The sequence below is a fragment of the Rhizobium sp. BK418 genome (genome assembly GCF_004341105.1).
Taxonomy (GTDB): Bacteria; Pseudomonadota; Alphaproteobacteria; order Rhizobiales; family Rhizobiaceae; genus Rhizobium.
Window position 1 is genome coordinate 965,874 of the sequence record NZ_SLZK01000002.1, and the last position, 15,190, is coordinate 981,063.

At 61.7% G+C, this 15,190-nt stretch carries 16 protein-coding genes; 15 read left to right on the forward strand and 1 reads right to left on the reverse strand.

Annotated elements, in window-relative coordinates; genetic code table 11:
• Positions 1-52: 52 nt before the first annotated feature.
• The 15 genes from phnG to EV281_RS10875 all read left to right on the forward strand — a co-directional run bounded on the left by phnG (position 53) and on the right by EV281_RS10875 (position 12,783).
• Positions 53-529, forward strand: coding sequence for a phosphonate C-P lyase system protein PhnG (gene phnG, locus EV281_RS10805; protein WP_132653235.1), 477 nt, complete (start codon positions 53-55; stop codon positions 527-529).
• The gene (phnH, locus tag EV281_RS10810) at positions 529-1,137 is read left to right on the forward strand and encodes a phosphonate C-P lyase system protein PhnH (protein WP_132653072.1); all 609 of its coding nucleotides are present in this window, start codon (positions 529-531) and stop codon (positions 1,135-1,137) included. Before phnG ends, phnH begins: the two co-directional genes overlap by 1 nt.
• Positions 1,138-1,141: 4 nt before the next feature.
• Positions 1,142-2,248, forward strand: a complete 1,107-nt coding sequence (locus tag EV281_RS10815; RefSeq protein WP_132653073.1) for a carbon-phosphorus lyase complex subunit PhnI — start codon at positions 1,142-1,144, stop codon at positions 2,246-2,248.
• Complete coding sequence (locus tag EV281_RS10820) at positions 2,245-3,120, forward strand: alpha-D-ribose 1-methylphosphonate 5-phosphate C-P-lyase PhnJ (protein WP_132653074.1); 876 nt, start codon at positions 2,245-2,247, stop codon at positions 3,118-3,120. Before EV281_RS10815 ends, EV281_RS10820 begins: the two co-directional genes overlap by 4 nt.
• Positions 3,117-3,893 (forward strand): phosphonate C-P lyase system protein PhnK, encoded by a 777-nt coding sequence (phnK, locus tag EV281_RS10825; protein ID WP_132653075.1) that lies wholly within the window; start codon positions 3,117-3,119, stop codon positions 3,891-3,893. The genes EV281_RS10820 and phnK overlap by 4 nt, the downstream gene beginning before the upstream one ends.
• A 12-nt stretch (positions 3,894-3,905) precedes the next feature.
• The gene (gene phnL / locus EV281_RS10830) at positions 3,906-4,616 is read left to right on the forward strand and encodes a phosphonate C-P lyase system protein PhnL (RefSeq protein WP_132653076.1); all 711 of its coding nucleotides are present in this window, start codon (positions 3,906-3,908) and stop codon (positions 4,614-4,616) included.
• Positions 4,613-5,230, forward strand: a complete 618-nt coding sequence (locus EV281_RS10835; protein WP_132653077.1) for a DapH/DapD/GlmU-related protein — start codon at positions 4,613-4,615, stop codon at positions 5,228-5,230. The genes phnL and EV281_RS10835 overlap by 4 nt, the downstream gene beginning before the upstream one ends.
• Before the next feature lie 118 nt (positions 5,231-5,348).
• The gene (phnC, locus tag EV281_RS10840) at positions 5,349-6,194 is read left to right on the forward strand and encodes a phosphonate ABC transporter ATP-binding protein (protein WP_132653236.1); all 846 of its coding nucleotides are present in this window, start codon (positions 5,349-5,351) and stop codon (positions 6,192-6,194) included.
• 87 nt (positions 6,195-6,281) lie between these two features.
• Positions 6,282-7,190 (forward strand): phosphonate ABC transporter substrate-binding protein, encoded by a 909-nt coding sequence (gene phnD / locus EV281_RS10845; RefSeq protein ID WP_132653078.1) that lies wholly within the window; start codon positions 6,282-6,284, stop codon positions 7,188-7,190.
• Positions 7,191-7,355: 165 nt separating this feature from the next.
• Positions 7,356-8,321 (forward strand): phosphonate ABC transporter, permease protein PhnE, encoded by a 966-nt coding sequence (gene phnE, locus EV281_RS10850; protein ID WP_132653079.1) that lies wholly within the window; start codon positions 7,356-7,358, stop codon positions 8,319-8,321.
• Between the two features lie 7 nt (positions 8,322-8,328).
• The gene (gene phnE / locus EV281_RS10855; protein WP_132653080.1) at positions 8,329-9,675 is read left to right on the forward strand and encodes a phosphonate ABC transporter, permease protein PhnE; all 1,347 of its coding nucleotides are present in this window, start codon (positions 8,329-8,331) and stop codon (positions 9,673-9,675) included.
• 138 nt (positions 9,676-9,813) lie between these two features.
• The gene (locus EV281_RS10860; RefSeq protein ID WP_132653081.1) at positions 9,814-10,509 is read left to right on the forward strand and encodes a DUF1045 domain-containing protein; all 696 of its coding nucleotides are present in this window, start codon (positions 9,814-9,816) and stop codon (positions 10,507-10,509) included.
• 12 nt (positions 10,510-10,521) lie between these two features.
• A complete protein-coding gene (locus EV281_RS10865) occupies positions 10,522-11,661 on the forward strand; it encodes an alpha-D-ribose 1-methylphosphonate 5-triphosphate diphosphatase (protein ID WP_132653082.1) in 1,140 nt (379 codons plus the stop codon).
• The gene (phnN, locus tag EV281_RS10870) at positions 11,658-12,257 is read left to right on the forward strand and encodes a phosphonate metabolism protein/1,5-bisphosphokinase (PRPP-forming) PhnN (RefSeq protein ID WP_132653083.1); all 600 of its coding nucleotides are present in this window, start codon (positions 11,658-11,660) and stop codon (positions 12,255-12,257) included. The genes EV281_RS10865 and phnN overlap by 4 nt, the downstream gene beginning before the upstream one ends.
• 19 nt (positions 12,258-12,276) lie before the next feature.
• Positions 12,277-12,783 carry a GrpB family protein gene (locus EV281_RS10875; RefSeq protein ID WP_132653084.1) on the forward strand — a complete coding sequence of 169 codons (507 nt, stop codon included), beginning with the start codon at positions 12,277-12,279 and terminating at the stop codon, positions 12,781-12,783.
• A 15-nt stretch (positions 12,784-12,798) separates the two neighbouring features.
• On the opposite strand, the gene EV281_RS10880 is transcribed toward EV281_RS10875, so the two are convergent.
• The gene (locus tag EV281_RS10880; RefSeq protein ID WP_132653085.1) at positions 12,799-15,165 is read right to left on the reverse strand and encodes a DNA translocase FtsK; all 2,367 of its coding nucleotides are present in this window, start codon (positions 15,163-15,165) and stop codon (positions 12,799-12,801) included.
• Positions 15,166-15,190: the final 25 nt, after the last annotated feature.

Here is a 15,190-nt window from a genome sequence, read left to right on the forward strand (position 1 = left end):
GGTATAGCTTGTACGGTTGTCTATATCAATAGACATTTTCGAGGAAAAGATGATGACGGCAGCGGAGAAGACGGAAGCTGCGGCGCGGACGGAGGGCGGGCGCAAGCGTACCGTCGATCTGCTCGCGCGCGCCGAAAAACAGGAATTGCTGGCGGCGTGGGACGCGCTTGCCGAACAGCCGGTGGTGCAGCCGGTGCGCGGCCCGGAAACCGGTCTCGTCATGGTTCGCGGCCGCATCGGCGGCGGTGGTGCGCCCTTCAATCTCGGCGAAGTGACCGTGACGCGCGCGACGGTACGGCTTGCATCCGGCTCGGTCGGTCACGCCCAGGCGCTCGGCACCGACCGCGAGAAGGCACGGCTTTCGGCGATCTTCGACGCACTCTGGCAGGAAGAGGCAACCATGCGCTTCGTCGAGGAAAAACTGCTTTCGCCGATCGCCCGGCGGATCGCCGATGACAACAACCGCAAGGCTGAAGAAACGTCCGCGACCCGCGTCGACTTCTTCACCATGGTCCGGGGAGAAGACTGATGAACCTCAAGACCGACGTTTTGACCGGTGGCTTCACTGAGCCGGTTTTCCACGCACAGAGCGTGTTCAAGATGCTGATGGATGGCATGGCCCGCCCCGGCACGATCCAGTCCGTCACGCCCGATGTGACGCCGCCCGCACCACTCGGCATTGCCGCTGGCGCGATCGGCCTGACGCTCTGCGACCACGACACCCCCGTCTGGCTCTCCGCCGAGCTTGCCAAGTCGGCCGTTCCGGAGTGGCTCGGCTTCCATGCCGGTGCGCCGCTGACGGCGGAAAAGGCGGAAGCGCGATTCGCCTTCGTCGAAGCCGGTATGGCGCTTTCTACTTTCGGCCTCTTTGCGGCCGGTACTCAGGAATATCCCGACCGTTCGACGACCGTCGTGATCGAGCTTGCCGATCTCGAAGGCGGGCGCCGTCTCGCTTTGATGGGGCCGGGCATCCAGAGCGTAATCGAGATCGCCCCTATCGGCCTACCGGAAACCTTCCTGCGTCTCTGGACGGAAAACCGCGCACTTTTCCCACGCGGCGTAGACATCGTGCTGACGGCGGGCAAGCGTTTCCTCTGCCTGCCGCGCACCACCAAGATCACAGCAACGGAGATCTGAGCTCATGTATGTTGCCGTCAAGGGTGGCGAGGCCGCCATCGCCAATGCCCACCGCCTGCTCGCCGACCGCCGGCGCGGCGATCGTTCCGTGCCCGCTATCGGCATCGAGCAGATCGTCGAACAGCTCGCTCTCGCCGTCGACCGCGTCATGGCCGAAGCTTCGCTTTACGACCGCACGCTTGCCGCACTTGCCGTACGCCAGTCGCGCGGCGACATGATCGAGGCGATCTTCCTGCTGCGCGCCTATCGCACGACGCTGCCGCGCTTCGGCTACTCCAGGCCGCTCGATACGGCCGACATGCAGATCGAGCGCCGCATCTCGGCTACCTACAAGGATCTCCCGGGCGGACAGCTGCTCGGCCCGACCTTCGACTATACGCACCGTCTGCTCGATCCGACGCTTCTGACGGATGAGGCTGTGGAAGAGCCTGCCCAGCGTCCGGCCGAGACCGGCCGCGTCATGCGCGTCTCCGAAATCCTCGGTCAGGAGGGCCTGATCGAAAACGACGGTGAGCTTCCCGAAGACCACGAGACGGGCGACCTGACGCGCGAACCGATGGAATTCCCGATGACTAGGGATCTCCGCCTGCAGGCGCTTGCCCGCGGCGACGAGGGCTTTCTGCTGGCGCTCGGCTATTCCACCCAGCGCGGCTATGGCCGCAACCACCCTTTCACCGGTGAAATCCGCATCGGTGAAGTCGAGGTGGAATTCGACGTGCCAGAGCTTGGCTTTGCTGTATCGCTCGGCACGATCCAGCTCACCGAATGCCAGATGGTCAACCAATTCAAGGGTTCGGCCAAGGCTCCGCCGCAATTCACGCGCGGCTACGGCCTCGTCTTCGGCCAGAGCGAACGCAAGGCGATGGCGATGTCGCTGGTGGATCGCGCGCTGCGCGCCGAAGAACTCGGCGAGGATATCACCGCGCCGGCGCAGGACGAGGAATTCGTCATTTCCCATTCCGACAACGTCCAGGCGACCGGCTTTGTCGAGCACCTGAAGCTTCCGCACTATGTGGACTTCCAGGCCGAACTCGACCTCGTCCGCCGCATGCGCCGCGAATTCGAAGCCGCGCGCAGCAGCGGCGAGACCCAGAAGGAGGCCGCCGAATGAGTGATCTCGCCACCTACAATTTCGCCTATCTCGACGAACAGACCAAGCGCATGATCCGCCGCGCCATCCTGAAGGCGATCGCCATTCCCGGCTATCAGGTGCCTTTCGCCAGCAGAGAGATGCCCATGCCCTACGGCTGGGGTACGGGCGGCGTGCAGGTAACGGCCTCGATCATCGGGCCCGAGGACGTTCTGAAGGTCATCGACCAGGGCGCCGACGACACGACGAACGCCGTCTCCATCCGCGCTTTCTTCCAGAAGGTCGCCAATGTCGCCGTCACGACGCATACCAAGGACGCGACGATCATCCAGACGCGCCACCGCATTCCGGAGGAAAAACTCGGCGAAGGCCAGGTGCTCGTCTATCAGGTGCCGATTCCGGAACCGTTGCGCTTCCTCGAACCGCGCGAAACCGAGACCCGCAAGATGCACGCGCTCGAGGAGTACGGCCTCATGCATGTGAAACTTTACGAGGATATCGCCCGCAACGGCCGCATCGCCACGACCTATGCCTACCCGGTCAAAGTTCATGGCCGCTATGTCATGGATCCCTCGCCGACGCCGAAATTCGACAATCCGAAGATGCACAGATCGGAAGCGCTACAGCTCTTCGGCGCCGGTCGCGAAAAGCGCATCTATGCCGTGCCGCCCTATACCGATGTCGTCAGCCTGGACTTTGAAGACCATCCCTTCGAAATCCAGCGGTTCGGCAAGCCCTGCGCGCTCTGCGGCGCCGAGGACGTCTATCTCGACGAGGTGATCCTCGACGACAAGGGCGGGCGGATGTTCGTCTGCTCCGATACCGACCATTGCGAAGACCGCCGGGCACACGGACATGCCGGCGAAATGCTGGCCCGGGAGGCTGCAGAATGACCGACACGCCGCTTCTTAAAGTCAACGACCTCTCTAAGTTCTACGGCAACCGTATCGGCTGCCGGAACGTTTCCTTCGAACTCTGGCCGGGCGAAGTTCTCGCCATCGTCGGCGAATCCGGTTCGGGCAAGACGACGCTGCTGAACTGCATCTCAACCCGGCTGATGCCGACCACCGGCACTGTCGAATACCATATGCGCGACGGTACCTACCGCGACCTCTATCACATGAACGAGGCCGAGCGCCGCTTCCTGATGCGCACCGACTGGGGCTTCGTGCACCAGAACCCGGCCGACGGGCTGCGCATGACGGTCTCTGCCGGCGCCAATGTCGGCGAGCGCCTGATGGCGATCGGCGATCGGCACTACGGCAAGATACGCTCCACCGCCATTGATTGGCTGGAGCGCGTCGAGATCGATGCCGGCCGCATCGACGACCAGCCCCGCGCCTTTTCCGGCGGCATGCGCCAGCGCCTGCAGATCGCCCGCAATCTCGTGACCGGCCCACGTCTCGTCTTCATGGACGAGCCGACCGGCGGTCTCGACGTCTCCGTGCAGGCGCGTCTCCTCGATCTGGTGCGCACCCTTGTCAACGATCTCGGCCTCTCGGCCATCATTGTTACCCACGATCTCGCCGTCGCCCGCCTTCTCTCTCATCGCATGATGGTGATGAAGGATGGCCTGGTCATCGAGCAGGGCCTCACCGACCGCGTGCTGGACGATCCGCGCGAGCCCTACACCCAGCTCCTCGTTTCCTCGATCCTGCAGGTTTAAGAAAGAAGAACCATGGCAACGCCTCTCGTCGTTTCAGAAGTGGCCAAGAGCTTCACCATGCACCTGCGCGACGGCATCAAGCTGCCGGTCGTCTCCGATGTCTCCTTCTCGGTGGCCTCGGGCGAATGCGTCGTGCTCGGTGGCCCCTCGGGCATCGGCAAAAGCTCGCTGCTCAAGATGATCTACGGCAATTACGCCGTCGATACCGGCCAGATCCTCGTCAACCATAAGGGCAAGGTTGTCGATCTCGCCTCCGCCGACCCGCGCACCATTCTCGACGTGCGGCGCCAAACGCTCGGCTATGTCAGCCAATTCCTGCGCACCGTGCCGCGCGTGGCGGCAATCGATGTGGTCGCAGAGCCGCTGCTCGCGCGCGGTGAAGCTGCCGCCAGCGCCAGACAAAAGGCTGCCATCTTGCTCGAAAAGCTCAACCTGCCGGAAGCGCTCTGGCAGTTGCCGCCCGCCACCTTCTCCGGCGGCGAGCAGCAGCGCGTCAACATCGCCCGCGGCTTCATCACCGATCATACGATCCTGCTGCTCGATGAGCCGACGGCCTCGCTCGACGCGAAGAACCGCGCCGTCGTCGTCGGCATGATCGAGGAAAAGAAGAAGGCGGGCGTCGCCCTCCTCGGCATCTTCCACGATGAGGAAGTGCGCGAGGCAGCTGCCGACCGCATTCTCGACGTTCAGCAATTCTCTCCCCGAAAGGCAATCGCAGCATGAGCCGCAATCTGGGCATCGAACCCTATGTCCACGCGACCGCCTCCGTCTCCAAGTCGACCTTCGGCCGCTATACAGAAGTCTCCGAGCGCTGCCGCATCAGTGAGGTGGAGTTTGGCGACTATTCCTACATCATGCAGGACGGCTCCATCTGGTGCGCGACGATCGGCAAGTTCGTCAACATTGCCGCCGCGGTGCGCATCAATGCCACCAACCATCCGACCTGGCGCGCGACGCTGCATCACTTCACCTACCGCGCCGTCGACTATTGGCCGGATGCCGACATGGAGACGGAATTCTTCGAATGGCGCCGCTCGAACCGCGTCGTGATCGGCAATGATGTCTGGATCGGCCATGGCGCGACGATCCTGCCCGGCGTCACGGTCGGCAATGGTGCGGTCATCGGTGCTGGCGCCGTCGTCTCCAAAGACGTCGCTCCCTACACGATCGTCGGCGGCGTGCCGGCCAAGCTCATCCGGGAACGTTTCCCAAAGGAGGTCGGCGAGCGCATGGACAGGCTTGCCTGGTGGGACTGGGACCATGCTCGCTTGCGCGATGCACTGGCGGATTTCCGGGCGCTTGAGGCCGAAGATTTCCTCTCCCGCTACGGCGGGTGAGCTGAATGCCGCGACGCGGAGTTTTGTGACAGGACTTACACAAAACTGACATGCGAGCTTCATGAAGCGGGACTAATGCGATCCCTTAAACAAGCCTGAAATACGAAGGAAGAGCATGATGTTCGAGCTGAAGAATGTCACACGCCGTTTCGGAAAGAAGCTCGCTGTCGATTCCGTAACGCTGGACATTCCCCAGGGCCAAATGGTCGGCATCATCGGCCGCTCCGGCGCCGGCAAGTCCACCCTGCTGCGCATGATCAACCGCCTGCAGGAACCCTCCTCCGGCACCATCCACTTCGGGGGTGTCGAGGTTTCCGGCCTTCACGGCAAGGCGCTGCGCAACTGGCAGCGCGACTGCGCGATGATTTTCCAGCAGTTCAACCTCGTGCCGCGCCTCGACGTTCTCACCAACGTCATGCTCGGGCGTCTGAACCACCGCTCGACGATGCTGAGCCTGCTCAACGTCTTCGGCCGTGAGGAACGTATCCAGGCCATCGCCGCGCTCGAACGCCTCGGCATCGAGCAGACCGCGCTGCAGGCGGCCGGCACGCTTTCGGGCGGTCAGCAGCAGCGCGTGGCGATCGCCCGCGCGCTGATGCAGAACCCGAAAATGGTTCTTGCCGACGAACCGATCGCCTCACTCGACCCGCTGAACGCCAAGATCGTCATGGACGCTCTGCGTGACATCAATGAGCGCGAGGGCATCACCGTCATAACCAACCTGCACACGCTCGATACGGCCCGCAACTACTGCGAACGCATCGTCGGCATGGCAGGCGGCCGCGTCGTCTTCGACGGCAAGCCTTCCGAACTGACTACCGAGGCCGTCAAGGAAATCTACGGCACGGACAAGGACGGCGCCGGCATCGACGAGACGATGACGTCGACCGCAATCAACATCGCTCCGGGTGGAGCGGAAAACCAATCCGCCGGCGACCAACCGCTGGCGCTGGCCGGTCTGTGAGAGGGACGGCCGCGATCGAACGCCCGCGTCAAGGGCACATTTCTTCGTAACAAACGACCGGACCCCCGGCCATTCAGGAGAGACCCCATGTTGAAGAAAGCACTTTTTGCTGCAACGGCGATCCTGTCGCTCGCAGCTGGCGCTGCCAATGCCGCTGACCTCAAGGAATTCCGCGTCGGCATCCTTGGCGGCGAAAACGAAACCGACCGCCTGCGCAACTACGCCTGCCTTGCAGACCACCTGAAGCAGGAATTCGGCTTCGAGAAGGTTTCGCTCTTCCCGGCCGCCGATTATGACGGCGTCATCCAGGGCCTGCTCGGCGGCACGCTCGACTTCGCCGAACTCGGCGCTTCCGGCTACGCATCGGTTTACCTGAAGGATCCCAAGGCTGTTACGCCGATCCTGACGACGCAGCAGAAGGACGGTTCGACCGGCTACTATTCGATCGGTCTCGCTCTGAAGTCCTCCGGCATCAAGACCATCAAGGACGCCAAGGGCAAGAAGCTCGGCTACGCAGATCCGGACTCCACCTCGGGCTATCTCGTCCCGCTGACGCAGATCCCGAAGGACACCGGTATGCCGAACGACAAGTTCTTCGCTTCGACGCAGTTCAACGGCGGTCACGAAAACAACCTGCTCGCTGCTTATGACGGCAAGGTCGATGTTGCCGTTGATGACAGCTCGGGCATCGGCGACTTCAAGGATGGCTACACCTCCGGTACCTTCCGCAAGGAAGTCGACAAGGGCGCCGTCGATCCGAACAAGCTCGTTGAAGTATGGCGTTCGCCGCTGATCCCGAACGGCCCGCTCGTCGTTCGCAACGCTCTCGGCGAAGAGTGGCAGAAGAAGCTCACCGCCTTCTTCACAGCCCTGCCGGAGAAGGACCACAAGTGCTTCGCTGCTGTCGAAGGCGGCGATTACAAGGGCTACGCCCCGGTCAAGCACGACTTCTACAATGCCGTTGTAGAAGTTCGTAAGGCTGCTATCGGCGGCTGATTACGCCACTCATGTACGGGGCGGCCGGCAACGGCCGCCCATTTTCTTGTGACTATAGCGCCGTGCGTCAGACGCGCAAAGGGCGCTTTAACACTTTAAATTGCTGCATAATTTCATCCTTAAATCGACCCCGATTTAAGGACCTATGCAGTAGGCGAGGCGTTCATGACTATTGCCGATATACAGCCGCATGTGCCGATGCAGAGCACAAAGGAAATCGCCACCGCTTGGGACAAGATGATCGCCAAGCGGCGTTTCTATACCGCCCTTGGCTTGGTGATCCTCATCGTCGCCTTCGTAAGCTCCGTGCGCTTTGCCGACGAAAGCAATGCCGGTCACTTCTTCGACCGCCTGCCGCATCTTTTCGACTTCCTGAGCTGGCTTATCCCGAAAGACTGGACCGACGTCTGGCGCGCGCTTTTCGATATTGCGAGCCCGAATGACAAGGGGGGCGAGGAGTTCAACTTCGCCAACGGTCGTGTCTATGTCTGGGGCAGCTTCTATATCCCTGAATATTTCGAGCTGATGATCATCACGATCAATATCGCGCTTGTCTCGACCATCATCGCCTTCATCTTCGCCGTTCCGCTCAGCTTCTTTGCTGCCTGCAATCTGACGAAGAACTGGCCGCTACGCATTTTCACTAAGCGCATCATGGAATTCCTGCGCGCCTTCCCGGAGATCGTCATCGCCGGTCTGTTTTCGGCGATCCTTTCGATCGGCCCGGTGGCCGCCATCATTGCCATCACGCTTCATACGATCGGCGCGCTCGGCAAGCTTTTCTACGAAGTCGCCGAAAACATCGACATGAAACCGGACGAGGGTATGCGGGCCGTCGGCGCGAACTGGCTGGAGCGGGTGCGCTTTGCCGCGCTGCCGCAGGTCATGCCGAACTATGCGTCCTATGCGCTGCTGCGTCTCGAGATCAACGTGCGCGCTTCAACCATCATCGGTGCCGTCGGCGGCGGCGGTATCGGTGAAGAGCTCAAGCTCTCCATTTCCCGCGGCTTCGGCGCAAAGACCATGGCTCTGGTGCTGCTGCTCTTCGTGACGATCGTCGCTGTCGACCAGTTCTCCGCCTGGCTGCGCCGCCGACTCGTCGGCGAACATGCCTTCCTCCTGCAACATTGAGGCTGCCATGACGGTCATCGACGCAAACCGCATGCATGAGATCGAAGCGCGCTATCCGGAGTATTTTCACCGATCCTTCCGTCAGCGTTTCGGCGGTCTCCTCATCGTCCTTGCCACGATCCTCTACGGCATCTATGCCGTCTGGTTCTTCGATCTGCCGAAACTCGTCGCCGAAGCGCATTGGGAGCGCTTCGGCATCTATATGAGCCAGTGGATCAGCTATGACGTACAGCCGGAATTCCGTATCCAGGACGATGGCACGATCCAGACGCGCTATCCACGTTTCTCGCCGCTCGGCGACGATCCGCATCCAGACTGGGTGAAGAGCAATGCCGATGGCAGCATCACGGTTCTCGTCAGCGGCAGCGGCCGCACGGTGACCGTCAGCAAGAGCCAGACGACGATCGTCGCTCGGGGCATCACGGTGCCGATCGACGTTTCCAGCGGCGCGCCGAAAGTCGTCGGTCCAGTGCCGAGCTGGATGACAGTCTATGACGATAACGTGCTTGCCGATCTCGGCTTTGCCGGTGATGTCAGCATTTCCGTCGACCGCGTGAAGGTGCGCAAGCGCTTCATCGGCTGGGCGAACTTCGTCTTCGACACACAGTCGCCTTTCTTCGACAAACCGGTCAGCGAAGTCATCAGCCTCATCGTGTCAGGCCCGCGCATCCATCCCGACCAATCGAACCTGTCGCTCGCCTTCGACAATATCTGGAACAACAGCGCGTGGCAGCATGGCGATGTCTGGACCAAGCTGTTCCAGACGATCGTCATGGCCTTCCTTGGCACGCTGCTCGGTTCGATCGCCGCCTTCCCGCTCGCCTTCATGGCGGCGCGCAACATCACGCCGAACAGGTTCCTCAATCAGGCTTTGAAGCGCTTCTTCGATTTCCTGCGTTCCGTCGACATGCTGATCTGGGCGCTCTTCCTGACGCGCGCCTTCGGCCCCGGCCCGCTCGCCGGTTCCGGCGCCATCTTCCTCACGGAGACAGGCACACTTGGCAAGCTCTACTCGGAAGGTCTCGAAAACATCGACAACAAACCGCGCGAAGGCGTGAAGTCGACGGGTGCCTCGACCGTGCTGGTGCATCGTTACGGTATCATACCACAGATCGTTCCAGTCATCGTCAGCCAGACGCTCTATCAGTGGGAATCGAACGTGCGGGGCGCGACGATCATCGGTGCCGTCGGCGCCGGCGGTATCGGCCTCAAGCTCTGGGAAGCCATGCGCACCAATTCCAACTGGGAAAACGTCGCCTACATGGTCATCCTGATCCTGATTGTCGTCTTTCTGTTCGACGCCGCATCGAACGCGCTGCGTCACCGCCTGATGGGCACCAAGGCTGGTCACTAACTCCAGCAAATGATGATGACGGCACTGCCGTCATCATCATTCTGTCATGGAAATCTTTTAGCCGGAGCCTGCTTGCGGTTCGCCGCCAAATCACTGCACATTACGCTCCCCGTGCGGACGATCTCCAGGATAAAAGCTTTGCGCTACGCTCTCTATTTTTCGCCGTCTAAGGATGATCCCCTGACGGGTGCCGCCTCCGTCTGGCTTGGCCGCAATGCCTTTACCGGGGAGACCTATCCTGCGCCCGGTCATGAGACATTGCCGGCTGACGAACAGTTTGAGCTGACGGCTGATCCGCGCCGTTACGGCTTCCATGCGACCATCAAGGCGCCCTTCGAGCTTGCCTCTTCCGTAACCGAAAAGGACCTGATGACGGTCGTCGAGGATTTTGCCGCCAAGACGCCGGCCTTCGACATTCCGGAGCTGGTGCTGGGGCAGCTCGGTCACTTTTTCGCGCTCGTGCCGGGCTCGCTGCATCAGCCGCTTCAGGATTTTGCGGCAACGGTGGTAAAGTCCTTCGAGCCCTTTCGGGCGGCGCTCTCTGAGGCCGATATTCTCAGGCGCAAACCGGAAAGGCTGAGCGAAAGCCAGCGCAGCAATCTCCTGCGCTGGGGCTATCCTTACGTCATGGACGACTTCCGCTTCCACATGACCCTGACCGGCCCGGTGCCGGACGAGCGCGCCGAGGTGATGAAGACGATTCTGACAGAGCGTTTCGCGGATTTCACTGGCAGGCCGCTTCGTATTTCCGGCCTTGCCGTCTTTAGCGAAGAGGCTCGCGGCGCACCCTTCAAAGTCCACACATGGCTGCCTCTCGCTGGCGCCAGAAGCTGAAAGTTTTCTGACATGAGCAAAGAAACCGTTCTTTCAAATGCCCGCATCATTCTCGAGGATGATATTCTTTCGGGCTCCATTCTCATTCGCGACGGCAGGATTGCCGACATTTCGGAAGGCAAGTCCATAGCCGGCGAAGATTTCGAGGGCGATTACATCATCCCAGGTCTCGTCGAGCTTCATACGGACCATCTGGAAGGCCACTATTCGCCGCGTCCGGGCATCCGCTGGAACAAGACGGCAGCAGTCCAGGCACACGACGCGCAGATCGTTACCTCGGGCATCACCACGGTCTTCGACTGCCTGCGCATGGGCGCCGATGAAGACGGCGGCTTCGAACATGGCGAGATGCGCGAAATGGCCGACGCCATCCAGTCGGCCGAAAAGGAAGGCCGCCTGCGTGCCGAACACCTCCTCCATCTGCGCTGCGAGGTTTCTGCCGACAACGTGCTGCAACATTTCGCTGATTTCGAGAACGATCCTTATGTGCGTCTCGTCTCGTTGATGGACCACGCGCCCGGTCAGCGTCAGTTCCAGACGATGGATCAGTACATCTTTTACTATCAGAAGAAGCGCGGCCTTTCCGACGAGGAGTTCGCCCGTTTCTGCGCCCGTCGCATCGCCGAATCCGACCGCAATTCGACGCCGAACCGGGAGGCGATTTCAAAGGTCTGCGCCGAACGCGGCATCACTGTCGCAAGTCACGACGATGCTACATCCGCCCATGTCGACGAAGCGATAGAAAACGGCGTTCGCCTTGCCGAGTTCCCGACCAGCATCGACGCAGCCAGGCTGTCGCATGAAAACGGCATGAGCGTGCTCATGGGCGCGCCGAACATCGTGCGCGGCAAATCGCATTCCGGCAATATCGCCGCCCGCGACCTGGCGCAGCTCGGCGTGCTCGACGTGCTGTCTTCCGACTATGTGCCACTAAGCCTGCTGCATGCGCCCTTCATCCTTGCCGATGAAATTGAAGGTATAACGCTACCGAAAGCGATCGCGATGGTGACGGCAACGCCGGCGCGTACCGTCAGCCTCAATGACCGCGGCCGCATCGAAACCGGATTGCGGGCCGATCTCGTCCGCGTCCATCGTTCGCATGGCGTGCCGGTGACGCGTTCGGTGTGGCGAGAAGGGCGCCGGGTCGCATGACGATGTCGCACGAACCCCATCCAGGCGCTGGCGCCGAACATGGCATCATGGTCGTCGTCGTCGGCCCGAGCGGCGCCGGCAAGGACACGCTGATGAACCTGGCCGCCCGGCATTTCGACCACCGTGAGGACGTGCATTTCGTCCGCCGCGTCATCACCCGCCATGGCGATGCCGGCGGAGAAGATCATCTCGCCGTTTCGGATGCCGGATTCGCATCGATGGAGCAGGCCGGCTCCTTCGCCGTCTGGTGGGAGGCGCATGGCCTGAAATATGGGATCCCGGCTGAGGTCTCCGTGTCGCTCGCCAAGGGCCACATCGTCGTCGCCAACGGCTCGCGCTCGGCGCTGCACCGCTTCCAGGCCGCCTTCCCGCGGCTGAAGGTCATCAATGTGACCGCCCGGCCGGAAGTGCTGGCCGGGCGTCTTGAGGCCCGCGGCCGCGAGACGCATGAGGACATCATGGCGCGCCTGGCGCGCGGCCCGCTGACGGTGCGCGGCGACTACGATGTTGTGGAGCTCGACAACAGCGGCTCGCTGGAAGAAGCCAAGCGCAAGATGATCGATATCCTGGACGGCTTTCTGACGGAAATCGTCTGAACGCGAAAGGGAAATGGGAATGGCCATTCACGTCGTCGACTATGACCCCGAATGGCCGTCTCGCTTCCGTGAAATCGTCGGCGAGCTTGAACCGTTGCTCGCCGATCTCCATCCCGTCTTTCACCACGTCGGCAGCACATCCGTCCCCGGACTGGCCGCCAAGCCGAAGATTGATCTGCACGCCGCCTTTGCAAATGCAGATCCCCTTGCCGATGCGATCGAACGCGTGCAATCGCTCGGCGCCTTTATCTTCCACGGCGACAAATACAAGCAACAGACCTGGACCTTCACCAGCGGTAAAGGCTCCCACGGTGCGCGGCTCTATCTTTGCTCGGCGGATAATGCCGTGCTGAGGGACCGGATCACCTTTCGGGACTATCTGCGGTCACATCCGGAACGAGCAAAAGCCTATGCCGCTCTCAAGCTGAAGCTTATGGGCGAGGCAAATGACGATTGGGATTATTACACCGGCGGCAAGAGCGATTTCGTGCTTGAGACGCTGCGGTTGGCTTCCGAAGGGAGATAACCAGCCGCACTCAGACTATTCGCTGTCGCCGCGACCCGACACGATCTCGCGTTTGCCGACATGGTTTGCCGGGCCGACCAGCCCTTCCTTTTCCATGCGCTCGACCAGCGAGGCGGCACGGTTGTAACCGATGCCGAGGCGGCGCTGGATGTAGGATGTCGAGCACTTCTTGTCGCGCATGACGACCTTGACGGCTTGCTGATAGAGTTCGTCACCATCTTCCGCACCCATGGCGCTCTTATCGAAGACGGCGCTATCTTCTTCATCCTCGGCTTCGTCCTCCTCGCCGGCCGTGACCGTATCGAGATATTCCGGGCGGCCCTGCGTCTTCAGGTGTGCCACGACCTTTTCGACTTCGGCGTCGGAAACGAAGGGGCCATGGACACGGGCGATGCGGCCGCCGCCCTGCATGTGCAGCATGTCGCCCTGGCCGAGCAGCTGTTCGGCACCCTGTTCGCCGAGGATCGTGCGGCTGTCGATCTTCGAGGTGACCTGGAAGGAGATACGGGTCGGAAAGTTCGCCTTGATCGTACCCGTGATCACGTCGACCGAGGGACGCTGAGTCGCCATAATCAAGTGGATACCGGCGGCACGCGCCATCTGCGCCAGACGCTGGATTGCGCCTTCGATCTCCTTGCCGGCGACCATCATCAGGTCGGCCATCTCGTCGACGATGACGACGATGTAGGGCATCGGCGCAAGATCAAGTTCCTGTTGCTCTTCGATCGGCGCGCCGGTGCCCTTGTCGAAGCCAACCTGGACCATAATGTGGATGGTCTCGCCCTTTTCGCGGGCCTGGCTGACGCGGCCATTGTAGCCGTCGATATTGCGCACGCCGAGGCGTGACATCTTGCGATAGCGCTCTTCCATCTCGCGCACCGCCCATTTCAGCGCCATCACGGCCTTCTTGGGATCGGTAACGACAGGCGTCAGCAGATGCGGAATGCCGTCATAGACGGAGAGTTCCAGCATCTTGGGATCGACCATGATCAGGCGGCACTGTTCCGGCGTCATCCGGTAGAGCAGAGACAGGATCATCGTGTTGATGGCGACGGACTTGCCCGAGCCGGTCGTGCCGGCTACTAGGAGATGCGGCATCTTGGCGAGTTCGGCGATCACGGGCTCGCCGCCAATTGTCTTGCCGAGACCAAGGGCCAGCTTGTAGCCGCTTTTGTCGAAATCCTCGCTCTCGATCATCTCGCGGAAATAGACGGTTTCGCGCGTCTGGTTCGGCAGTTCGATACCGATGACGTTGCGGCCGGGAACGACGGCTACGCGCGCCGACAGCGCCGACATGGAGCGGGCGATATCATCGGCAAGGCCGATGACACGGGACGATTTAACGCCAGGCGCCGGCTCGAATTCGTAGAGTGTGACGACGGGGCCGGGGCGGACATGGATGATCTCGCCCTTGATGCCGAAATCCTCCAGAACGCTTTCCAGAAGGCCGGCATTCTGCTCCAGCGTCTCCTGCGACATGATCTCCCCGAGCCGCTCCGGCGGCTCCTGCAACAGGGCGCGCGGCGGGAACTCGTATCCGGAAGCGTCAACCTGATCGACAACAATGCGCGAGGGGCGAACCGGGGATAGTGCGGGTGCGGCAACCGTGACACGCGGCGCGGGCGGCAGATCCGGCTGCGGCGACTGCGGCTGATTCACAGGGGTCTGGGCGACCGGCGCCTCAATGATCGGAGCGACCGGAGGCTGGACCACCGGCGCACCGACTGCCGGCGAACGCGTGGGCCTGACCGCAGCAGCTGGAACAGGTGTCGCCGCACGCGGCGGCGCAACAGATACTCGCGGCATTACCGGCGCCGGGTTATGCCGGCCCGGGCGCCACTCCATGATGCGGAAGCGCGAAGTGATCGATTCCGATTCGGCCTGCGGCAATGCAATGGCTGGAGCACGCGACGGTTCGGCATCGGTTTCCTCGAAAGCCATAACTTCCCAGAAGGCGAAATCCGAGATCGCGGAAAGTTCCGATGCCGCGCGTAGTGCGGTTTCGGCCGGCGTTACGACGATGGGCTGCGGCTGAGGTTCCGGCTGCGGTACGACAACAGGCTCGGCCACTTCGGGCAGATAGATATCGAACGGCACATTGACGGTGATCGGTGCATGCGTGCGCGCAGGTGCTGGCTGCGGAGCGGAAGGTGCGACGACCTCTACGCGAACCGGCTCTTCAGGTGCGCGGCGCTTGCTGATCAGCGTTTCCGGCGTGCGGGTGAAGCGGACGTTCGGGGCGAGCGAGAAATTGCTCTGCCAGAGCGGCGGCACCGGCTTTTCGCCCTCATATTCCACGGGCGCATTTTCCACGGGATGTTCGGCTTCAACTCCGGATGAGAAATCTCCGGCATCCGTCAAATTGGTTCTTGGAAAACGCATGCGACAGCTACTCACTCATGCCTAG